Here is a 21,550-nt window from a genome sequence, read left to right on the forward strand (position 1 = left end):
GTAGAGATTCGAACTCTAGAACCCTTTCGGGTCGCCGGTTTTCAAGACCGGTGCCTTCAACCGCTCGGCCACGCTTCCTAAGTGAAGCGAACTATAAACACCTCACCGCGCGCTGTAAAGAGTGCGCGCATTCGTTCGCTTTAAAAATAGCCAAAATGCGTTTAATCGGTTGAATAGACGACAGATTGGCCGTTTTGGCAGCATAATATCCACCGCGGATCGTTAGTGCTTTTTGATGTACATATCTTTGGTGTAGTAATACCCGAGCTTGTCTGGCGTGAAGCCCCCTACCCACGGTTTCACCAGGTGCGTGCGCACGTAATGATAGACCGGGATCGCCGGGACATCGCGTCCCAGCAGATCTTCTGCCTGCTGGTAGAATTTACCGCGCTCCTCCGCCGTTTTCGATTTCGCCGCGTTCACCAGTGCCCGATCGTAGTCCGGATTGCTGTACTGAGTGGTGTTTTGGCTGTCCCCGGTACGGAAGTTGTTCAGGAAGGTTGCCGCATCGTCGTAATCGGCAATCCAGGCGTAGCGTACCGCGTCAAAGTTATGGGTGTGCATGGTATCAAGCATGGTTTTCCACTCCTGATTTTGCAGCTTCGCCTCCACGCCGAGGTTCTTCTTCCACATTGAGCTGGCGGCAATGGCAATACGCTGGTGCGATTCCGAAGTGTTATAGAGAAGATTAAAGCTGAGCGGATGGCTGTCGTTAAATCCGGCTTCGGCCAGCAGCTTTTTCGCCTCGGCAATGCGTTTATCCATCGGCCAGCTGGCGTAATCCGGGTTCTGGAGCTTGACGCCGCCAATATCCGGCTGGCTGATCAGCCATGCCGGGCGCTGGCCCTGCCCTAATACTTTCCCGGCGATGATGTCTTTATCCAGCGCCAGGTTCAGCGCCTTGCGCACGCGGGCGTCGTTGAACGGCGGCCGGGTGGTGTTGAACTGATAATAATAGGTGGCAAGCTGCGGTGAAACGTCCAGCTCGCTCCCCAGCGTTTTCTTCAGCTGAGCAAACTGGTTGATCGGCACCGTGTAAACAATGTCGATTTCGCCCGCTTTGTAGCGGTTGACGTCAGCAGCTTCAGAGGAAATGGGCAGATAGGTCACCTTGTTGATGACGGTATGTTCGTTATCCCAATATTTCGGGTTACGCACCGCCACAATGCGTTCGTTAACCACCCACTGTGACAGTTTATAGGCCCCGCTGCTGACGAAGTGCTCCGGTTTGGTCCACTTATCACCGAAACGGCCTACCAGGACTTTATCAATTGGCACCAGAGACGGGTGAGCCAGCATCGCCAGGAAAGCGGCGTTAGGTTGCGTGAGCGTAACTTCCAGCGTGGTGTCATTGATGGCTTTCACCCCCAGCGACTCGGGCGCTTTTTTGCCTTCTGCGATATCAGTGCCGTTGACGATACGCATACTACCGGGATAGCTGGCATACGGAGAGGCGGTTTTCGGGTCGACCAGCCGCTGCCAGCTCCAGACAATATCTTCCGCGGTGATGGGGGTTCCATCGCTCCAGGTAATGCCCGGACGCAGATGGAACGTCCAGACGGTGTTGTCTTTATTTTCCCATTTCTCCGCCAGGCGCGGCTGGATTTCACCTGCCGGAGAGACGCTGACCAGCCCGTCGAATAAATCGCTGATAATATTGAATTCGACATCGCTTTCGACTTTATGCGGGTCGAGCGAGGCGGGTTCACTGCCGTTGTTCCTGACCAGTTCCTGCTTATCTGCCAGCTGGGTTCCTGCCGGCACGTTAGCCGCCCAGGTTGCCGTGCTGGCGCACAGGATCCCTGCGGTTAACAAAGAGAGTGTAAAGTGCGTGCGTGTTTGTGGTTTCATTTCCTTCGCCTTATTGTCTGTTTTTATGACGATCCGGAAATAACTCTTAGCGGCCTTAGGGAAATAACGCAATATTTTTCAGTGACCTATAAGAGGTTGATCTGAATACGCCCTACAAACCGCACTTCATTCTGAGTACAAAGGCTTTGCCAGAATAAAAAACCAGTATAATCCCTAAGGGGCTGAGTAAAGATGGGTAAAACCACTTTGCGTCTGCCGCGCCGTTTCCTATTCTTTGCGCTAATTACATCTGTCATAAGAGAGTGACTCATGGATCGTATAATTACTTCTTCACGCGACCGCACATCGCTACTCAGCACCCATAAGGTGCTGCGCAATACCTATTTCATGCTCAGCCTGACGCTGGCGTTTTCGGCGATCACCGCGACGGCCAGCACTGTACTGATGCTGCCTTCTCCGGGCCTGATCCTCACGCTGGTAGGTATGTACGGTCTGATGTTCCTGACCTACAAAACCGCGGATAAACCGGTGGGTATTCTCTCCGCGTTCGCCTTTACCGGCTTCCTGGGCTACATTCTGGGGCCAATCCTGAATGCCTATCTGTCTGCCGGAATGGGCGACGTAATTGGTATGGCGCTGGGCGGTACCGCGCTGGTGTTCTTCTGCTGCTCGGCCTACGTGCTGACCACCCGTAAGGACATGTCCTTCCTTGGCGGTATGCTGATGGCAGGTATCGTGATTGTGCTGGTCGGTATGCTGGCGAACATCTTCCTGCAATTGCCTGCGCTGCATCTGGCAATCAGCGCGGTGTTTATCCTGATTTCATCCGGCGCAATCCTGTATGAAACCAGCAACATCATTCACGGCGGTGAGACGAACTATATCCGCGCCACTGTGAGCCTGTATGTGTCGCTGTACAACATTTTTGTCAGCCTGCTGAGCATCCTGGGCTTCGCCAGCCGCGATTAACTCACCGTGCTGTGAACAGGGCCCCGCTTATGCGGGGCTTTGTTTTTTTGGTAGACTTAGGCGGTTTTTGACTAACGTGTGAATGAATATGTTGAGTTTTGAAGGCAAAGAGATCGAAACCGATAACGACGGTTATCTGAAAGAGAGCAGCCAGTGGAGCGAAGCGCTGGCGGAGAAAATTGCGGAAAACGAAGGAATCACCCTCTCCCCGGAACACTGGGAAGTGGTGCGCTTCGTGCGAGAATTTTACCTTGAATTCAACACCTCGCCGGCTATCCGCATGCTGGTCAAAGCCATGGCGAATAAATTTGGCGAAGAGAAAGGCAACAGCCGTTATCTGTATCGCCTGTTTCCGAAAGGCCCGGCTAAACAGGCGACAAAAATCGCCGGCCTGCCAAAGCCGGTAAAATGCATTTAATAGCGAATACTGAAGTCAGCGTATTCCCGGTCGGGTTGATGCGGTTCCGTTAGCACCTTATCAACCCGCGCGCTGCGCGGTCCGCCCGCTTTCAGCCACGCCACCAGCTTCTCAACCCGATCCGCCTCACCGCAGGCCACAACCTCCACGCTGCCATCATCCATGTTACGCGCATACCCTGTCAGCCCGAGCTGAAGGGCTTCGCGCTGGGTGCTGTAGCGGAATCCGACGCCCTGTACAAGGCCATGGACCCAGGCAATGGTGCAAACATTTGACATCATCCTTCTCCTTATCCGACTGGCGCGTTGCATTTCCTCACTGAAGTCGGGAAAATGGCGGCCATTTCATTGGAATCGACAGAATAGCAAATTATGAGTGTACGTTTAGTGTTAGCCAAAGGGCGCGAGAAGTCATTACTGCGCCGTCATCCCTGGGTCTTTTCCGGCGCGGTTGCCCGCATGGAAGGTAAAGCCAGCCTCGGTGAAACCATCGATATTGTTGACCATCAGGGGAAATGGTTAGCACGCGGCGCATACTCGCCAGCATCTCAGATCCGCGCGCGCGTCTGGACGTTCGATAAAGACGAAACCATCGATATCGACTTCTTTGTCCGTCGTTTGCAACAGGCGCAGCAGTGGCGCGAGTGGCTGGCAAAGCGTGACGGGCTGGACAGCTATCGTCTGATTGCCGGAGAGTCCGACGGGCTGCCGGGCGTGACCATTGACCGCTTCGGCAATTTCCTGGTGTTGCAGCTGTTGAGCGCCGGGGCGGAATACCAGCGTGCCGCGCTGATTAGCGCCCTGCAAACCCTGTTCCCGGATTGTGCCATTTACGACCGCAGCGACGTGGCGGTACGTAAAAAAGAGGGCATGGAGCTGACGCAAGGCCCGGTCACCGGCGAACTGCCGCCTGCCCTGCTGCCTATCGAAGAACATGGCATGAAGCTGCTGGTGGATATCCAGGGCGGCCATAAGACCGGTTATTACCTCGACCAGCGTGACAGCCGTCTGGCAACGCGCCAGTACGTTGCCGATAAACGCGTGCTGAACTGCTTCTCTTATACCGGCGGCTTTGCGGTCTCTGCCCTGATGGGCGGCTGTGCTCAGGTGGTGAGCGTCGACACCTCACAGGAAGCGCTGGACGTGGCGAAGCAGAACGTTGAGCTGAACAAGCTGGATCTGAGCAAAGCGGAGTTTGTGCGCGACGACGTATTCAAACTGCTGCGTAAATACCGCGACCAGGGCGAGAAATTTGACGTCATCGTGATGGACCCGCCGAAGTTTGTTGAAAACAAAAGCCAGCTGATGGGCGCCTGCCGTGGCTATAAAGACATCAACATGCTGGCGATCCAGCTGCTGAACCCGGGCGGCGTGCTGCTGACGTTCTCCTGCTCTGGCCTGATGACGACAGATTTATTCCAAAAAATCATCGCCGATGCCGCAATAGATGCGGGTCGTGATGTACAATTTATAGAGCAGTTCCGTCAGGCCGCCGATCACCCGGTGATCGCTACCTACCCGGAAGGGCTGTATCTGAAAGGGTTTGCCTGTCGCGTCATGTAACTTGAAAAGAGAAATATTGCCCGCACATAGTGTGTATGTAATGTTTCCCGGGAGGTGACTATGATTGCCAGCAAATTCGGTATCGGCCAGCAGGTCCGCCACACCTTGCTTGGATATTTGGGTGTGGTCGTGGATATCGACCCGGAGTATTCCCTTGATGAACCGTCAGCAGACGATCTGGCCGTTGACGCAGAGCTTCGCGCCGCGCCCTGGTATCATGTGGTTATGGAGGGCGACGATGGTCAGCCTGTCCATACCTATCTTGCCGAAGCGCAGCTGAGTGGTGAACTACAGGATGAGCATCCGGAACAACCCACTATGGACGAGCTTGCTCAGACCATCCGCAAACAGTTACAGGCACCAAGACTGCGCAACTAAAGGTGTAAAAAAGCCCGTCAAACGGGCTTTTTTTATTTTGCCAGCCCCAGACGGGGAATATCGATTGCCGGACAGCGATCCATCACCACCTTCAGCCCGGCATCGCGCGCCAGCACGGCCGCCTGCTCATTAATCACGCCCAGCTGCATCCACAGCGTTTTCGCGCCGATGGCAATCGCCTCCTGCGCCACGCCCCAGGCCGCCTCTGAATTACGAAAAACGTCCACCATATCCACCTTTTCCGGCACGTCCGCGAGCGTCGCATAGCCCTGCTGGCCCAGCAGCGTTTTCCCCGCCACCTTCGGCGAGACCGGGATCACGTGATAACCCTGATCCAGAAGGTATTTCATGACCCGATAGCTTGGGCGATCCGGTTTATCGCTCGCGCCGACCAGCGCGATAGTGCGCGTGGACGTCAGAATCTCGACAATGTCGTTCTCTTTCATGCTCTTCCTCCTGGCTTTTTTCAAAGTGTACGTCAAAGCGGACATCTCAACCACGCATCCCATACAGAAGTATGAGGGCAAAACGGCAGAATATGTCTATATGTTAGTAAACGTGTTTGTCGAAAACTTTTGATACATTCTTACCGGGTAGTTTGTCTACAGGAGTCTGCTATGAAAACCGGCATTGCCTGGGCTATGGTTGCGTTAATCATGCCGGTTTGTGTTTTCGCAACCACCCTCAGACTCTCAACCGACATTGACCTGCTGGTGCTGGACGGGAAAAAAGTCTCCAGCTCCCTGCTGCGGGGTGCAGACAGTATCGAGCTGGATAACGGCCCGCACCAGGTGGTTTTTCGGGTGGAAAAGACCATTCGCCTCGCCGACAACGAACAGCAGGTGTACATTTCGCCTCCGCTGGTGGTCAGCTTTAATACCCAGCGTATCAGCCAGGTCAATTTTCGTCTCCCGCGCCTTGAGACAGAAAAGGAGTCACTGGCATTTGATGCCTCGCCGCGCATTGAACTGGTGGACGGGGACTCCATGCCCATCCCGGTAAAACTGGATATTCTGGCGCTGACAAAAAGGCCAAAGGGAACAGACTATGAAGCGGACACCGAGACCTACAACAGGGCCAGCAGGCGCGCCTCGCTGCCCCAGTTCGCCACCATGATGGCGGATGACAGTACCCTGCTTTCGGGCGTATCGGAGCTGGATGTACTCCCCCCTCAGTCGCAGACCCTTACTGAGCAACGCCTCAAGTTCTGGTTCCAGAATGCCGATCCGGACACGCGCGCCCGTTTTCTGCAATGGGCGAAGCAACAACCTTCGTCGTAAGCCACATTTTTTCGTCCTTTCTCTTGCAGCATCAGCCAGTTCCCGTCATCGTGTAGCGAGGTAACCTCACGGATAAGATTATGGAACTGACAACACGCGCACTTCCGGCGCGCAAGCACATTGCTCTGGTTGCGCACGATCACTGTAAACAAATGCTGCTTAACTGGGTTCGTCGCCATCAGCCTCTTTTACAGCATCATGCCCTTTCTGCCACGGGAACAACCGGCAACCTGATCCACCGCGAAACCGGTCTGGAAGTGAATGCCATGCTGAGCGGCCCGATGGGGGGTGACCAGCAGGTAGGTGCTCAGATTTCAGAAGGTAAAATTGACGTTCTGATTTTCTTCTGGGATCCGCTGAACGCGGTTCCGCATGATCCGGACGTTAAAGCGCTGCTGCGTCTGGCGACGGTGTGGAACATTCCGGTAGCCACCAATCTTTCAACGGCAGATTTCATCATTGAATCGCCGCAGTTTAACGATCCGGTGGAGATTTTGATCCCGGATTATCAGCGTTATCTTGCGGAGAGACTGAAGTAGTTTTTTGCCCGGTGGCGCTGCGCTTACCGGGCCTACAGAATTTGCCCGGCGCGTTACGGCTTTCTCGCCACCGGCACGTCAATACTTTTCAAAATATCGACAAACACCGACGGCTCCTCTTTGTTGAACAAGAGCCACACGCGATGGCGCGCGCGGGTTATCGCCACGTACAGTAAGCGCCGCTCCTCTGCATCCGGGAAATCTTCCGGAACAGGTAATAACGCCTCTTCCATCACGGATTCCCGCGCCGGTGCCGGGAAACCGTCGCTCCCCTCTTTTAGCCCCACCACAATCACGTAGTCGGCCTGCTGCCCTTTACTGGCGTGAATGGTCATAAAATCGAGCTGAAGTTTTGGCCAGCGCGTCGCCGCTTTTTCCAGCGCCGTCGGCTTGAGGTGGTGATAACGCGCCAGCACCAGAATCCGTTCATCCGGTTTCGCATAGCCGCTCAGTTTATCCAGCAGCAGTTCCAGCTGATCGCCCGCCAGCAGCGTGACGGCCTTTTTATCCCCCGACGTCAGGCTGTTAAGCGGTTTCGACAGCTGGTGCGGGTTCTGCTGAATAAAACGGTTGGCTATTTCGCCAATCCGCGCGTTGAAGCGGTAGGTGGTGTCCAGATCGCTGCGATCGCCTTCCCCAAAATAGTGGTGGAAGGCCGTCGTGAGGGATAGTTGCGCCCCGCTGAAACGGTAGATAGCCTGCCAGTCATCGCCCACGGCAAACAGCGACGTGTGTTTATTCTGCGCCCGCAGCGCCGAAAGCAGCGCAGCGCGCTGCGGCGAGATATCCTGAAACTCATCCACCAGAATGTGTTTCCAGGGGCTGACGAAGCGCCCTTTCTCCAGAATGATGATGGCCTGATGGATCAGCCCCGAAAAATCGACCGCGTTTTCGTCTTTCAGCGCGGTTTTCCACGCTTTCAGCATCGGCGCCATCAGCTTAACCCGTTTAGAAAACACAGCGCGGATCGACTCCGGTGCGCTTTCTATCATCTCCGCCTGAGAGCCGCCGTGCATGCGCATCAGGCTTACCCACCGGTCGAGACGAGAGCCCAGCCGGCGCGCCAGCTTTTCATCCTGCCAGAAGCTGCCCTCCGGCACCTCCCAGCTGAGTTCCTCTTCAAGCCACTGACGCCAGCCTTTCGCCTGCGCCTTTTTTTCACTGCACTGCTGACGCCATGCCTTGATAAACAGCGCCTGGCGAGCCTGAGCGTCGTTCTCCAGCTTGCTGACAACAGGAACTTTTTTGCTGCCCTGTTGAATGATGTGTAAAGCGAGGGAGTGGAACGTGCGCGCCGAGATATCCTGGGTATGCAAACGCGCCTGAATGCGCTCATCCATCTCCTGCGCAGCCTTGCGACCAAAGGCCAGCAGCAAAATCTGGTCTGCAACCGCCTCGCCCGTTGTCAGAAGCCAACCCGCGCGCGCCACCAGCACCGACGTTTTGCCGCTCCCGGCACCTGCCAGCACCAATAAAGACTGTTCGCCATTCACCACGGCGCGCGCCTGGGCAGGATTGAGGGGCGATGACTCCACTGTACTGAAGAAGTCGGCATATTGCGTAAGCATCGCCTCAGTCCAGGCCTGGTTATGCGCCAGACGGCTTTTCTCGATATCGCTCAGCCAGGCCTGGCACTTCCGCCACGCGTCGCGGCAGTTCTCAAATTCCTCAAGCCGCGCCACCGGTAAAGGCAATGCCGTCAGCGCCTGGGCGATTTTTTGCTGAAGCCCGGCGGTTTGCTGGCGCGTCAGCCACTTCTGCTGCGTATTGCTTAGCGCGATATCGTCCAGCACCTGTTGCAGAACCTGTGCGGCAATCACGCTCATCTCCTGGCTCCACTGCTGCCAGCGCGTGTTCAGATGATGGTGGAAGCGTTGGGTTTCCGCCCACTCGGTCCCGTGGAGTCGCACCACTTTGTCTGCCGGCAGGACGAACTCCAGCTCCCCCCATACCAGCCCTCGTTTACAATGAATGGCCAGTAGCTGATTAAACGGAATAAGGTATTCGTGGCGTTCACCGGAGACTTTCACTCCTGCATTGAGCAGGACAATCTTGTCGTAAGGGTGCTGCGCCAGGCGTTTGCCCATTGAAGTTGCTTTCAGTTCCATATCCTGCCGGATCCACGAGGTCATAATTTGTCAGACAGTTTAACTGCCAGTTTTAAGGTGCTCCAGCCCAAAAAAACGTTACAATCACCGGGCGTTAATCATATCGAAGGAAATGAGGGTTTATGCGTACCGTTCTGAATGTGTTGAATTTTGTCCTTGGCGGTTTTGCCACCACCCTTTCCTGGCTTTTTGCCACTCTGGTGAGCATCGTGCTCATCTTCACCCTTCCGCTGACGCGCTCCTGCTGGGAAATCACCAAACTGTCCCTCGTTCCTTATGGAAATGAAGCCGTACACGTGGATGAGCTGGAGCCGGAAAGAAAAAATGCCTTCATGAATACCGGCGGCACGCTGCTGAATATTTTATGGCTGATCTTCTTTGGCTGGTGGTTGTGTCTGATGCATATCTTCGCCGGTATCGCCCAGTGCATCACGATTATAGGCATTCCGGTTGGCATCGCTAATTTCAAAATTGCTACCATCGCCCTGTGGCCGGTAGGACGCCGTGTTGTCCCGGTCGAAGTCGCGCAAGCCGCGCGTGAAGCCAACGCCCGTCGCCGTTTTCAGTAATAAGGACTGGCCGCACTCATGCTAAGCCCCCTGCTTCGTCGCTATACGTGGAACAGTAACTGGCTGTATAACGTCAGGATCTTTATCGCCCTCTGCGGCACCGTCGCTCTGCCGTGGTGGCTAAATGATGTGAAGCTCACCATCCCCCTCACGCTTGGGGTGGTGGCCGGCGCGCTGGCGGATCTCGACGACCGCCTGGCCGGTCGTTTGCGTAATCTGGTCATTACGCTGGTCTGCTTCTTTATTGCTTCCGCCTCCGTTGAGCTGCTTTTCCCCTGGCCCTGGCTGTTTGCCTTAGGGCTGACGGTGTCCACCAGCGGCTTCATTTTGCTCGGCGGCCTCGGGCAACGCTACGCCACTATCGCGTTTGGCGCCCTGCTGATTGCCATTTACACCATGCTGGGCGTCTCTCTTTACGATCAGTGGTATCAACAACCGGTCCTGCTGCTGTTGGGCGCTATCTGGTATAACCTGCTGACCTTAACCGGGCATCTTATTTTTCCGGTTCGTGCCTTACAGGACAACATTGCCCGCAGTTACGAACAGCTGGCCCACTATCTGGAGCTGAAATCCCGGCTGTTTGATCCGGATATTGAAGAGGACAGCCAGGCGCCCCTGTACGATCTGGCGCTGGCAAATGGCCAACTGGTCGCCACGCTGAATCAGACCAAAGCGTCTCTGCTCACCCGTCTGCGCGGCGATCGCGGTCAGCGCGGTACCCGGCGCACACTGCACTACTACTTTGTCGCCCAGGATATTCACGAGCGCGCCAGCTCCTCGCATGTGCAGTACGCTGACCTGCGCGAGAAATTCCGCTACAGCGACGTGATGTTCCGTTTCCAGCGCCTGCTGTCGATGCAGTCTCAGGCCTGCCAGCAACTTGCGCGCTCAATACTGCTGCGCACGCCCTATCAGCACGATCCTCGCTTTGAACGCGCATTCAGTCATCTGGATGCGGCCCTCGATCGCGTTCAGGCCAGTGGGACATCGCCGGAACAGTTCAAAGCCCTGGGATTCTTGCTCAACAACCTGAGAGCCATCGATGCTCAGCTCGCCACCATTGAGTCTGAACAGGCGATGGCAATGCCGGGCAATGACGCCGACAACCAGCTTGCCGACGACAGTCTCAACGGTTTCAGCGATATGTGGCTGCGCCTGAGCCGTCATTTTACGCCGGAATCCGCCCTCTTTCGCCATGCGGTAAGGATGTCGCTGGTTCTGTGCGTCGGCTATGCATTTATCCAGATAACAGGGTTGCACCACGGTTACTGGATCCTGCTGACCAGCCTGTTTGTCTGCCAGCCGAACTATAACGCTACCCGCCATCGGCTCGCGCTGCGTATTGTCGGGACATTAGTCGGGGTCGCCATCGGGCTGCCGGTGCTCTACTTTGTGCCATCCGTAGAAGGGCAACTGATCCTGATTGTGATTACCGGTGTACTGTTTTTCGCCTTCCGCAATGTGCAGTACGCCCACGCCACGATGTTCATCACGCTGCTGGTGCTGCTCTGCTTCAATCTGCTGGGTGAAGGCTTTGAAGTGGCCCTCCCCCGCGTTATCGACACGCTAATCGGCTGCGCCATTGCCTGGGCGGCGGTGAGCTTTATCTGGCCGGACTGGCGTTTTCGTAACTTACCGCGCGTGTCCGACAGAGCAATGAACGCCAACTGCCGCTATCTGGATGCTATTCTTGAGCAATACCATCAGGGTCGCGATAACCGTCTGGCCTATCGGATTGCCCGTCGCGATGCGCATAACACGGACGCAGAGCTGGCTTCCGTTGTCTCGAATATGTCAACTGAGCCGCGCGCCACGGCAGAAATCCGGGAGACAGCCTTCCGCCTGCTGTGTCTGAACCACACGTTCACCAGCTATATCTCTACCCTTGGCGCCCACCGTGAGAAACTGACAAATCCGGGCATCCTGGCGCTGCTGGACGACGCCGTTTGCTACGTTGATGATGCGCTTCATCATCAACCTGCGGATGAGCCACGGGTTCACCAGGCACTGGATGAACTGGTGCAACGTATCGCACACCTTGATCCTGGCACCGACAACAAAGCTCCGCTGGTCCTACAGCAAATTGGCCTGCTTATCGCTTTGCTGCCGGAAATTTGTCGGCTGCGACAGAAGATCGCTACCTGGCGGAATGATGGCCCTGCGACTCAGGCAGCGCATTAAACCACTCCATAAGCTCCCGGCGAATATCCGCCGGGAGTGCCGCTTCATGTAACCCTTCGATGGCGCCTTCAAGCGCGAACAATACCCGGATACTCAGCGCTTTATTCTTAGAGCGCATTTTCAGCCAGCTCGTCTTCGCCCCCAACTGTCGTAGCGTCTCTTCATTGGTAATGCCCGCCTCCATAAGCAGGACCTCAATCTGAAAGGTCAGGTTCGGCAGATCCTTAAGCCGGTTACGCTGATGGCGCTGGTAGCGCTCTTTCCTGGCGGCATCGAGCGCAAACGAGGAGAGCTGAAGCAGCTTTTCCCTGTTTTGCCACAGACCTTCATCCACACGGTAGTAATTAAGCAGCACTGGCCGTCCTCGTTTCATCAGGGTCAGAAAAGAGGAGGCGTTTTTTACACAGTATTTTGCACTTTGCTCAGAGGCGCGAAGGTACAGCTCGCCGTCAGACACCATCGCGAACACCGCTTCATCCACGGCCAGGGTATAACCGCCAAACAGGGCGCGATGATGAATTTCGCCCAGCGGAGAGAGGTATTCCTGAGATTGATAAATCCGATCATAAGATATCTTTTTCATGATAATTCCATTAAAAATCATACAGTAAACACGATATTTCTTACTAACGGATCCGTTAGCAGGAAAATAGGCAACTTATTGCCGTTGGGCAAGATGATTTTTTCAGGTTCACCAGGAATGGATGAAATTTGCGAGTCGCTTTCCGAAAATGAGGTTGATCTTTATGCACACAGGGGTTACTGTATATCCATACAGTAACTACAGGGCTGGAATGAATATGTACACTTCAGGCTATGCAAATCACTTAACACCTTCCACTTCTGCCGCAGGCAATGCTGCGCAGAATTCTATCGGGCGTGTATCGACAGGGCTTATCAGTGAAGTGGTTTACCGTGAAGACCAGCCGCTGTTAACACAACTCTTACTCCTGCCGCTTTTGCAGCAGCTCGGGCAACAGTCTCGCTGGCAGCTCTGGCTGACGCCACAGCAAAAATTAAGTCGTGAATGGGTTCAGTCGGCTGGCCTGCCGTTAGCGAAGGTGATGCAGATTAATCAACTCTCCCCTTGCGATACGGTCGAGTCGATGGTCCGGGCATTACGTACCGGGAACTATAGCGTCGTGATTGGGTGGTTGCCTGAGGATCTGTCGCAAGAGGAACATTTGCGTCTGACTGAAGCGGCTGAAGAAGGTAACGCGATGGGTTTCATCATGCGGCCGGTTCGTGGAGATTCCTATCGCAGAGGACAACATCCCGGGCTAAAAATTCACTCAAATGTGTACCATTGAGTCATTTTAAGAGTTTTCCTGGAATTTTTTTCGACCGCAGTATGCAAAAAAAGTTCAACGCGCCAAAACTGCGGCAAGGCTTGTCTGACGCGGTTCTCGTTAATTTTACTGCACAAAATTCGTTCAAAAATTGTTAAATATTAGGTATACGGAACTTTTTTTTTCATATGCCTGACGGACTTCACACTTGTAAGTTTTCAGCTACGTTGTAGACTTTACATCGCCAGGGGTGCTCGGCCTAAGCCGAAGATATCGGTAGGTTTATATTTGACCACGCCCCCCGGTGAAGGATTTAACCGTGATTCCTCCGATGGAGATATTCATGGCAAATTTTGGATGATAACGAGGCGCAAAAAATGAAAAAGACAGCTATCGCGATTGCAGTGGCACTGGCTGGCTTCGCTACCGTAGCGCAGGCCGCTCCGAAAGATAATACCTGGTATGCAGGTGGTAAACTGGGCTGGTCTCAGTTCCATGACACCGGTTGGTACAACAGCAGCCTGAACAACGATGGCCCTACTCACGAGAGCCAGCTGGGTGCAGGTGCGTTCGGTGGCTATCAGGTTAACCCGTATGTTGGCTTTGAAATGGGTTACGACTGGTTAGGTCGTATGCCTTACAAAGGCGACAACGTAAATGGCGCTTTCAAAGCTCAAGGCGTACAGCTGACCGCTAAACTGGGTTACCCAGTAACTGACGATCTGGACGTGTACACCCGTCTGGGCGGCATGGTATGGCGTGCAGACTCCAGCAACAGCATCGCTGGTGACGACCACGACACTGGTGTTTCCCCAGTATTCGCTGGTGGCGTTGAGTGGGCAATGACCCGTGACATCGCTACCCGTCTGGAATACCAGTGGGTTAACAACATCGGTGACGGTGCTACCGTTGGCGTTCGTCCAGACAACGGCATGCTGAGCGTTGGTGTTTCTTACCGTTTCGGTCAGCAGGAAGATGCGCCAGTCGTAGCTCCAGCTCCGGCTCCAGCTCCAGAAGTACAGACCAAGCACTTCACTCTGAAGTCTGACGTTCTGTTCAACTTCAACAAAGCTACCCTGAAACCAGAAGGTCAGCAGGCACTGGATCAGCTGTACACCCAGCTGAGCAACCTGGATCCTAAAGACGGTTCTGTAGTGGTTCTGGGCTTCACCGACCGTATCGGTTCTGACGCTTACAACCAGGGTCTGTCTGAGAAACGTGCTCAGTCTGTAGTTGATTACCTGGTATCTAAAGGTATCCCAGCTAACAAGATCTCCCCACGTGGTATGGGCGAATCTAACCCAGTTACCGGTTCTACCTGTGACAACGTGAAACCACGCGCTGCACTGATCGACTGCCTGGCACCAGATCGTCGCGTAGAGATCGAAGTTAAAGGTATCAAAGACGTTGTAACTCAGCCTGCGGCATAAGTTATCGTCTTATAAAAAAACCCCGCGATGCGGGGTTTTTTATTATCTGAAGAAAAGTAAAAAGCTTATTTTTTACCTAACAGTGCCTGTAGATCGTTCTTCAGCGTCGACATCTGGCTGGCATACTTCTCTTTGTGCTCGGCATCTTCAATCAGCTGCACCACCGTTTCCGACAGGGTTTTTCCGCGCCGCTGCGCAAGCCCGGCCAGACGCTGCCAGACCATGAACTCCAGGTCGATGGATTTCTTACGGGTGTGCTGATGCTCGGCATTGAAATGCCGTTTACGACGAGCACGGATAGTTTGCTTCATCCGGTTTAACAAGGCCGGATTAATGTGTTTCTCAATCCAGCCGTTGACCTGTACCGGTTCGTTTTCGAGGGTCAGCAACATATCCACAGCTTCTTGTGCCGCGCTGGCTTCGATGTAGCAGGTGATCAGCTCCCCTTCACGGTGCTTTTTGACCAGGTACTTCCATTTCCAGCCGCTTTCGAGGTTTTCCAGTTGTTGATATTTCATTGCGATCTCAGTGTTACCGTGTAACTCTGTTCAGAATATCAGTTTTTTGGCAATCTGCTGAAAAGAAATCATATCCTGTGAAACGCCGCAGGCGATCCGCATGACGAAAACCCGAATCCTGATTGGGCAGAGTGCGCCGCTTACGGTATACTCCACGGTTTTACTTCTGACTAAAAAACATCAACTTTGACCATTACGAAACTTGCATGGCGTGACCTGGTTCCGGATACCGAGAGCTATCAGGAGCTGTTTGCACAGCCAGACCTCACAAAAGAACACGAATTCATACTTAGCGATACACAACCGCGTTTGCATTACGCGCTGGAGCAGATGTCATCCCCATGGGCTACATCTCCTTTCATGCTGCTCAAAGCCCCGGAAGAAGCCGAGTATCTGACGCTTCTCGGTGATGCCATGCGCCAGTTGCATCCAAAAACGAATGCCGTTTTTGGTGGTCAGTATCATATTGCCGGACGTGACGTGACCTTCGGACCTGCCACGCAGGCAGACGGACAATTCGCTGCAAAAGGCGAAGTGATCACCGCCAACTGGGTGGAAGCAGAACAGCTGTTCGGCTGCCTTCGTCAGTTCAATGGCGATGTGTCACTGCAACCCGGTCTGGTACACCGCGCGAACGGTGGTGTGTTGCTCATCTCCCTTCGCACCCTGCTCGCACAGCCTCTGCTGTGGATGCGCCTGAAAACGGTGGTGATGCAGCAACGTTTTGACTGGATAGGCTACGACGATTCACGTCCGCTGCCTGTTTCCATTCCGTCTATGCCGCTGTCGCTGACCGTCGTGCTGACGGGTGACCGTGAATCTCTGGCTGATTTCCAGGAAATGGAGCCAGAACTCGCGGAGCAGGCGGTTTACAGTGAATTTGAAGACAATATTCAGATCGCCGATGCCGATGACATGGCGCAGTGGTGTCAGTGGGTTATGGCCGTGGCGGAACGTTTCGCGCTGCCCTCGCCTGCCGAGGATGCGTGGCCGGGCTTAATCCGCGAGGCCGTACGCTACACTGGCGATCAGGAAACCCTGCCGCTCTGCCCGCTCTGGATCGGTAAACAGCTGCGTGAAGTGGGCGTTATCAGCGGCAACGGTCCGTTTACTGGTGAGCAGCTTAGCCAGATGCTGGCCCAGCGTGAATGGCGTGAAGGTTATCTTGCTGACCGTATGCAGGATGAAATTCTGCTGGAACAGATTCTGGTGGAGACCGAAGGCGAACGTATCGGGCAAATCAACGCCTTGTCCGTCATCGAGTTCCCCGGACACCCGCGCGCCTTTGGCGAGCCTTCCCGTATCAGCTGTGTCGTGCACATTGGTGACGGCGAATTTACCGATATCGAACGCAAGGCCGAACTGGGCGGAAACATTCATGCCAAAGGCATGATGATCATGCAGGCATTCCTGATGTCTGAACTTCAGCTGGAGCAGCAGATCCCCTTCTCTGCCTCGTTGACCTTTGAGCAGTCCTACAGTGAAGTCGACGGCGACAGCGCCTCGATGGCAGAGCTGTGCGCCGTGATCAGCGCGCTTGCAGACGTACCGATTAATCAGAATATTGCGATTACCGGTTCCGTAGATCAGTTTGGTCGTGCTCAACCGGTGGGTGGACTGAATGAGAAAATCGAAGGCTTCTTTGCTATCTGCCAGCAGCGAGGTTTAAACGGCAAACAGGGCGTGATTATTCCGGCGCCTAACGCTCGCCATTTGAGCCTGAGTCAGGCGATTCTGGATGCGGTAGAGCAGGAACAATTCGCCGTCTGGGCCATCGAAGGGGTTGAGGATGCTCTACCCTTACTGACAAACCTGGTCTGGGACGGCGAAGGCCAGACAACCCTGATGCAGACCATTCAGGAACGTATAGCTCAGGCGACACAGCAGGATGCTCGTCATCGTTATCCGTGGCCGTTACGCTGGTTAAGTTGGTTTAGTGCTAACTGATCGGACTTGTTCAGCGTACACGTGTTAGCTATCCTGCGTCCTTCACTAAAATAAGGCTTACTGAGAACATGGTAGATAAACGCGAATCCTATACTAAAGAAGACCTTCTTGCCTCTGGTCGCGGTGAACTGTTTGGTGCGAAAGGCCCGCAGTTACCGGCCCCAAATATGCTGATGATGGACCGTGTCGTGAAAATGACCGAAACCGGCGGCAACTTTGATAAGGGTTACGTAGAAGCAGAACTCGATATCAACCCGGACCTGTGGTTCTTCGGTTGCCACTTTATTGGCGATCCGGTAATGCCTGGCTGCCTGGGCCTCGATGCCATGTGGCAGCTGGTTGGCTTCTATCTGGGCTGGCTTGGCGGTGAAGGTAAAGGCCGTGCGCTGGGCGTAGGCGAAGTGAAATTCACCGGTCAGGTTCTGCCTACCGCGAAGAAGGTCACCTACCGTATCCATTTCAAACGCATCGTTAACCGCCGCCTGATTATGGGCCTGGCGGACGGTGAAGTGCTGGTAGATGGTCGTCTTATCTATACCGCGAACGACCTGAAAGTGGGTCTGTTCCAGGATACCTCCGCTTTCTGATAACGGCATTTAGCCCCTTCCAGAAAGGCGAAACCTCCGCATTGCGGAGGTTTCTTTTTAAAGAGACGGTATCAAGCAAGTACTGCCCTGTCTCCGATGGCTTCTCGCCAGCCCCCTAGCCATTGGGACCTTTGATTCAGGGCCTGATAGGGACACATTTCTTTTGAACGTCCGGCGATGCCAGCCTGATAACCACGTTGATGAGCCCTTTCCAGGCGATCTCGTTTCTGTCTCTTCATGCCTCGTTTCCCTCATTCTTTTGTCTGGTGGAAAGAAAACAGTGGTTGCAATATGTGCAAGCACAGTTAACGAATACCCCGAATCGGCGTCAGCGTCAACGTTCAAAATTCATACGGGTGTCATATTTGTGAGCTACATGGAAGATTGTTTGTACAAAAAATGTGACGCGGGACAAGTAACAAACTGAACATAAAACAAAAAAAAAGCCGCAATCAGCAAGGAGCTGAGTGCGGCTTTCGTCGATGAATTTTACTTATGGCAGCCGGGAAATCTCTCTTGCGATAGCAGCCGACTCCTGTGCCCACCCCTGCGCAAGCACTTTCACCATTTCGTCATAGCCATCTTTCTGCTGCTTCAGTTCCAGATGGAAAGGACGCTTAATCAGCTGGCCCTGATGATTCAAGAGCCACTCCCCGCTGATAACAACCGCACCATCATAGCGGCCATGGAATCCCGTCACGTTAACATTCAGGGTATCCTGATCGCTTCCCAGAGGCTGCGAGGCGACTACCCAACCAGGAAGCTGGCTGCTCAGATTCGCCACCAGCGTATTGCGTAGCTGCTGATCCAGCGGGCTGGCCCACAGGTTATTGTTGGCGATAACGTACTGCACATCGCTGGTCTGGTAGACCACCCCGTTGCCCGCCAGATAATCTGGCACGGCAACCTGTTCAACCCACAGCAGACGGCTGCCCTGCGAGGTGCTACTCTGCGCACCGGATTGCGCGCTTAACGGCAACTGGTAGTAGCTTTTGTTATCGCTTCCAGAGCTACAGGCCGTTAATACCAGTGCGCCTGCGATGATTAGCCATTTTTTCATTGTTTCGCCCTCTTAGGCTCAGGATCCTTTTTGTCTTTCGCTTCAAACACCAGCGCGTTGCTCTTTTCATTGAGCGTTTTCAGAACGGGCTGTAGCTCACGTAAAACCTGATCAAGACGTTGCATATCCGCCACCATCTTGTTGTAAGCCGCTGAGCCCGGCTGGAAGCCCTGCATACTGCGATTCAGTTCGCGCAACGTTTTCTGCATATCCTGCGGCAGCTGCTGCATGGACTGGTTGGCAGTGATCTTGTTGATATTATCCAGCGTGGTTTGCAGACGTTGCATCGTCGCCTGGCTCTGATGCAGTGATCCCGTCGCGGCCTCAAGCATTGGATTCAGCGGCAGATTGTTGATCTTATCCAGTGTTTCCATCAGGCGCTGTTGGATCTGCGCCAGGCCACTGCTGACCGTAGGAATGATTTTGTAGCCGCCAAATTCACGGATCCCCGTCATTGGTGGCGCTTTTGGATAGAAGTCCATATCGACATATAACGCCCCTGTGACCAGGTTGCCAGTTTTCAGCGAGCCACGCAGACCGCGATTCATCAGATCGCTGATATGCTCCCCAATATCCTGGTCCTCGCCTATCTGGTTAATCAAACGCTCAGGCTCAATGCGGATCAGCACCGGAATACGATAATCATCATCAAGCATCTGCTTGAGTCCCGGAACAAAGTAAGGCACTTGTCCCACGGTCCCCAGACGGATACCGCGGAACTCAACTGGCGCCCCAGGCTGCAAGCCGCGTACAGAGTCCTTAAAGAACATCAGGTAGTCGATGTGATCGGTATAGAGCGCATCCTGAATGCTTTTTTGATCGTCAAACAGCCTGAAGGCTGTTTTCTCCGCCACCGGTTGTCCCAGATCGATACCTTCCGGCACATCAAAACTGACGCCCCCACCAAACAGCGTGGTGAGTGAACCCATCTCAACGCGCATCCCCGCAGAGGTCAGATCCACCGCGATCCCGCTGTCTTTCCAGAAGCGAACGTTGCTGGTCACCAGGCGATCATTAGGCGCATTGATAAAAAGCTGATAGCTGATGGTCCGTTTTTGCGGATCGAAGGTGCTTGTTTCAACCGAACCGACGCGATACCCACGGAACAGTACCGGATCGCCCGGCGAGAGCTGGCCCGCTTTTTTGCTGTCCAGAATAACGCGGATCCCTTTTGCATCCGGTGGCGCAAGCGGCGGTGAATCCAGCAGCTGATAGTTTGCTGGCTGGGCGCCTTTGTTGCCGGGCTGGAGTTCGATGTAGGCCCCTGACAACAGCGTCCCTAAGCCGCTGATCCCTTCTCTTCCGACCTGCGGTTTCACTACCCAAAAAACAGAATCTTCATGGAGCAGTTTTTCCATGCCGGCATTCAGGCGGGCCTTGATTTCAACATGGGTTAAATCATCGGTCAGAGTCGCGCTTTCCACGACACCCACATCCACGCTGCGGCTCTTGATGGTGGTTTTTCCGCCCTCAATCCCCTCTGCATTGGTGGTAATTAGCGTGACTTCCGGTCCCTGATGGCTGTAATGATAAAACAGGATCCATGCACCGATCAGCGCGGTCACGATGGGGAAAATCCACACCGGCGACCAGTTTCTGACCTTCTGCACTTTAGCCTCTCCACTCTTATTTTCCATGCTCTTACTCTTCCTCATGGCTTGAATCGGGCTCACGATCCCACGATAAACGAGGGTCGAAGGTCATGGCCGCAAACATGGTCATAATGACGACCAACGCAAACATCAGCGCCCCCATAGCGGGATAAATACTCATCAGCCCCCCCATACGCACCAGCGCTGAGAGAACTGCAATCACGAACACGTCAATCATCGACCAGCGGCCAACAAATTCCACGACCTCATAAATCATATGCATACGCTCGCTGTCTCGCTTACCGTGCCCTTTTGCATCCCAGCAAAGCCAGGCAATGGCAATCATCTTTAAGGTCGGAACCATAATACTGGCGAGGAATATGACGCCTGCCACAGGGTATGACCCCTCGCTCCACAGCAAAATCACCCCGGCCAGTATGGTCGAGGGCATTCTGTCGCCGAGCAGATCGGTGATCATGATCGGCAAGATATTGGCGGGCAGATAGAGCATGACAGAGGTCACCAGCAGCGCCATGGTCCATTGCAGGCTATTTTTACGCCGGACGTGACCTTTTGTTTCACAGCGCGGGCACACCTCGACATCTGCGGGCAGCACGGCGGTGCAGCACGAGCAGGAGCGAAGCCCCTGACGGATACCCGGTACGCCCACCTTTACCGTCTGCGAGAGCGTAGGCGCCGGGGCAATATCGTCCCAGGCCCAGCGTCGGTCCACGCACTGGAACGCGCGCAGTTGTAGCACGCAGTACAGACACCACGGAATAAAGCTGCTGCCAATCCCCACATCGCCGTAGGCCATCAGCTTCACGAAACTGACCAGGATACCCGCGAGAAAAATTTCCGCCATCCCCCAGCTTTTCAACTGGAACAGGATCCGCGCGAGTTTGATTTTAAGGACAGTGGGCATCCTGACGCGGTTGACCAGCAGCAGAATGACGACCAGGCAAAAAGCCGGGACGATCTGCACGAAAAGAAGAAAGAAGGTGCCAAGGCTGGCGTAATCTTCCGAGAACATCACGCCTGGTATTTCCAGTAAATCCACCTGGCTGGTCATCCCGCCCACTTTCATATAGATGAAAGGGAAGAGATTGGAGAGCAGTAACATGAATAAGGCTGCCAGCGCATAAGCCGTAGGACGCTGCCTTGGCGCGTCCCACTCGGTCGTCAGCGTAGCGCCGCAGCGCGGGCAGGCAGCCTTATGTCCGTGACCAAGCTCTGGCAACGCCACGAGCATATCGCATTGCGAGCATAATATATGCCGATCGGCATGGTGCTGGTCACACATAGATTATC

At 54.3% G+C, this 21,550-nt stretch carries 22 protein-coding genes; 12 read left to right on the forward strand and 10 right to left on the reverse strand.

The genetic code is table 11. The features are described from left to right. Positions 1 to 222: 222 nt before the first annotated feature. Complete coding sequence (locus H2Z33_RS22770) at positions 223 to 1,851, reverse strand: ABC transporter substrate-binding protein (protein WP_023296279.1); 1,629 nt, start codon at positions 1,849 to 1,851, stop codon at positions 223 to 225. Between the two features lie 270 nt (positions 1,852 to 2,121). On the opposite strand from H2Z33_RS22770, the gene yccA reads away from it, so the two are divergent. Continuing rightward, positions 2,122 to 2,781, forward strand: coding sequence for an FtsH protease modulator YccA (gene yccA, locus H2Z33_RS22775; protein ID WP_003858127.1), 660 nt, complete (start codon positions 2,122 to 2,124; stop codon positions 2,779 to 2,781). A gap of 88 nt (positions 2,782 to 2,869) precedes the next feature. Continuing rightward, positions 2,870 to 3,199, forward strand: a complete 330-nt coding sequence (gene tusE / locus H2Z33_RS22780; RefSeq protein ID WP_003858129.1) for a sulfurtransferase TusE — start codon at positions 2,870 to 2,872, stop codon at positions 3,197 to 3,199. On the opposite strand, the gene yccX is transcribed toward tusE, so the two are convergent. Beyond that, positions 3,196 to 3,477: an acylphosphatase gene (yccX, locus tag H2Z33_RS22785; RefSeq protein ID WP_017693676.1), complete on the reverse strand. Its 282-nt coding sequence runs from the start codon at positions 3,475 to 3,477 to the stop codon at positions 3,196 to 3,198. The genes tusE and yccX overlap by 4 nt on opposite strands. A 93-nt stretch (positions 3,478 to 3,570) precedes the next feature. Between yccX and rlmI the strand changes: the two genes are divergently transcribed. Beyond that, positions 3,571 to 4,761: a 23S rRNA (cytosine(1962)-C(5))-methyltransferase RlmI gene (rlmI, locus tag H2Z33_RS22790; RefSeq protein WP_063135271.1), complete on the forward strand. Its 1,191-nt coding sequence runs from the start codon at positions 3,571 to 3,573 to the stop codon at positions 4,759 to 4,761. Between the two features lie 60 nt (positions 4,762 to 4,821). Continuing rightward, positions 4,822 to 5,139, forward strand: a complete 318-nt coding sequence (gene hspQ / locus H2Z33_RS22795; protein ID WP_003858136.1) for a heat shock protein HspQ — start codon at positions 4,822 to 4,824, stop codon at positions 5,137 to 5,139. 32 nt (positions 5,140 to 5,171) lie between these two features. On the opposite strand, the gene H2Z33_RS22800 is transcribed toward hspQ, so the two are convergent. Further along, positions 5,172 to 5,585: a CoA-binding protein gene (locus H2Z33_RS22800; protein ID WP_006809337.1), complete on the reverse strand. Its 414-nt coding sequence runs from the start codon at positions 5,583 to 5,585 to the stop codon at positions 5,172 to 5,174. 171 nt (positions 5,586 to 5,756) lie between these two features. On the opposite strand from H2Z33_RS22800, the gene csgI reads away from it, so the two are divergent. Continuing rightward, complete coding sequence (gene csgI, locus H2Z33_RS22805) at positions 5,757 to 6,419, forward strand: curli synthesis inhibitor (RefSeq protein WP_015570892.1); 663 nt, start codon at positions 5,757 to 5,759, stop codon at positions 6,417 to 6,419. A gap of 80 nt (positions 6,420 to 6,499) precedes the next feature. Continuing rightward, the gene (mgsA, locus tag H2Z33_RS22810; protein WP_063135272.1) at positions 6,500 to 6,958 is read left to right on the forward strand and encodes a methylglyoxal synthase; all 459 of its coding nucleotides are present in this window, start codon (positions 6,500 to 6,502) and stop codon (positions 6,956 to 6,958) included. A 53-nt stretch (positions 6,959 to 7,011) separates the two neighbouring features. Here the strand turns inward: mgsA and helD are convergent, their stop codons facing one another. Next, positions 7,012 to 9,066 carry a DNA helicase IV gene (helD, locus tag H2Z33_RS22815; protein ID WP_063135273.1) on the reverse strand — a complete coding sequence of 685 codons (2,055 nt, stop codon included), beginning with the start codon at positions 9,064 to 9,066 and terminating at the stop codon, positions 7,012 to 7,014. A gap of 122 nt (positions 9,067 to 9,188) precedes the next feature. On the opposite strand from helD, the gene H2Z33_RS22820 reads away from it, so the two are divergent. Together H2Z33_RS22820 and yccS are read left to right on the forward strand one after the other, a co-directional pair. Further along, positions 9,189 to 9,635: a YccF domain-containing protein gene (locus tag H2Z33_RS22820; RefSeq protein ID WP_015570894.1), complete on the forward strand. Its 447-nt coding sequence runs from the start codon at positions 9,189 to 9,191 to the stop codon at positions 9,633 to 9,635. A gap of 18 nt (positions 9,636 to 9,653) precedes the next feature. Then, positions 9,654 to 11,816 carry a YccS family putative transporter gene (yccS, locus tag H2Z33_RS22825; protein WP_015570895.1) on the forward strand — a complete coding sequence of 721 codons (2,163 nt, stop codon included), beginning with the start codon at positions 9,654 to 9,656 and terminating at the stop codon, positions 11,814 to 11,816. Here the strand turns inward: yccS and H2Z33_RS22830 are convergent. Beyond that, on the reverse strand, positions 11,773 to 12,399 hold the full coding sequence (locus tag H2Z33_RS22830; RefSeq protein ID WP_063135274.1) for a TfoX/Sxy family DNA transformation protein: 627 nt from the start codon (positions 12,397 to 12,399) through the stop codon (positions 11,773 to 11,775). The genes yccS and H2Z33_RS22830 overlap by 44 nt on opposite strands. Positions 12,400 to 12,616: 217 nt before the next feature. On the opposite strand from H2Z33_RS22830, the gene sulA reads away from it, so the two are divergent. Together sulA and ompA are read left to right on the forward strand one after the other, a co-directional pair. After that, entirely contained in the window at positions 12,617 to 13,126 is a 510-nt protein-coding gene (gene sulA, locus H2Z33_RS22835) for an SOS-induced cell division inhibitor SulA (protein WP_026094322.1), read from the forward strand. Between the two features lie 356 nt (positions 13,127 to 13,482). Then, complete coding sequence (gene ompA / locus H2Z33_RS22840; protein ID WP_017694761.1) at positions 13,483 to 14,535, forward strand: porin OmpA; 1,053 nt, start codon at positions 13,483 to 13,485, stop codon at positions 14,533 to 14,535. 65 nt (positions 14,536 to 14,600) lie between these two features. Here ompA and matP read toward each other — a convergent pair whose 3' ends face one another. Beyond that, positions 14,601 to 15,053: a macrodomain Ter protein MatP gene (gene matP, locus H2Z33_RS22845; RefSeq protein ID WP_006809347.1), complete on the reverse strand. Its 453-nt coding sequence runs from the start codon at positions 15,051 to 15,053 to the stop codon at positions 14,601 to 14,603. A 186-nt stretch (positions 15,054 to 15,239) separates the two neighbouring features. Here matP and H2Z33_RS22850 point away from each other — a divergent pair, with 186 nt between their 5' ends. Further along, on the forward strand, positions 15,240 to 17,000 hold the full coding sequence (locus H2Z33_RS22850; protein WP_033487273.1) for an AAA family ATPase: 1,761 nt from the start codon (positions 15,240 to 15,242) through the stop codon (positions 16,998 to 17,000). Between the two features lie 68 nt (positions 17,001 to 17,068). Further along, on the forward strand, positions 17,069 to 17,587 hold the full coding sequence (fabA, locus tag H2Z33_RS22855; protein ID WP_000227926.1) for a bifunctional 3-hydroxydecanoyl-ACP dehydratase/trans-2-decenoyl-ACP isomerase: 519 nt from the start codon (positions 17,069 to 17,071) through the stop codon (positions 17,585 to 17,587). A 71-nt stretch (positions 17,588 to 17,658) separates the two neighbouring features. On the opposite strand, the gene rmf is transcribed toward fabA, so the two are convergent. From rmf to pqiA, 4 genes are all read right to left on the reverse strand, one after another. Beyond that, positions 17,659 to 17,826 (reverse strand): ribosome modulation factor, encoded by a 168-nt coding sequence (rmf, locus tag H2Z33_RS22860; RefSeq protein WP_003858162.1) that lies wholly within the window; start codon positions 17,824 to 17,826, stop codon positions 17,659 to 17,661. Between the two features lie 254 nt (positions 17,827 to 18,080). Then, positions 18,081 to 18,647, reverse strand: coding sequence for a membrane integrity-associated transporter subunit PqiC (gene pqiC, locus H2Z33_RS22865; protein WP_017384809.1), 567 nt, complete (start codon positions 18,645 to 18,647; stop codon positions 18,081 to 18,083). After that, a complete protein-coding gene (pqiB, locus tag H2Z33_RS22870; protein ID WP_015570901.1) occupies positions 18,644 to 20,284 on the reverse strand; it encodes an intermembrane transport protein PqiB in 1,641 nt (546 codons plus the stop codon). Before pqiB ends, pqiC begins: the two co-directional genes overlap by 4 nt. A 4-nt stretch (positions 20,285 to 20,288) precedes the next feature. Next, on the reverse strand, positions 20,289 to 21,542 hold the full coding sequence (gene pqiA / locus H2Z33_RS22875) for a membrane integrity-associated transporter subunit PqiA (protein ID WP_063135276.1): 1,254 nt from the start codon (positions 21,540 to 21,542) through the stop codon (positions 20,289 to 20,291). Positions 21,543 to 21,550 lie beyond the last annotated feature (8 nt).

Source organism: Enterobacter sp. YSU (assembly GCF_016082135.1).
In the GTDB taxonomy this organism is placed as follows: domain Bacteria; phylum Pseudomonadota; class Gammaproteobacteria; order Enterobacterales; family Enterobacteriaceae; genus Enterobacter; species Enterobacter hormaechei_C.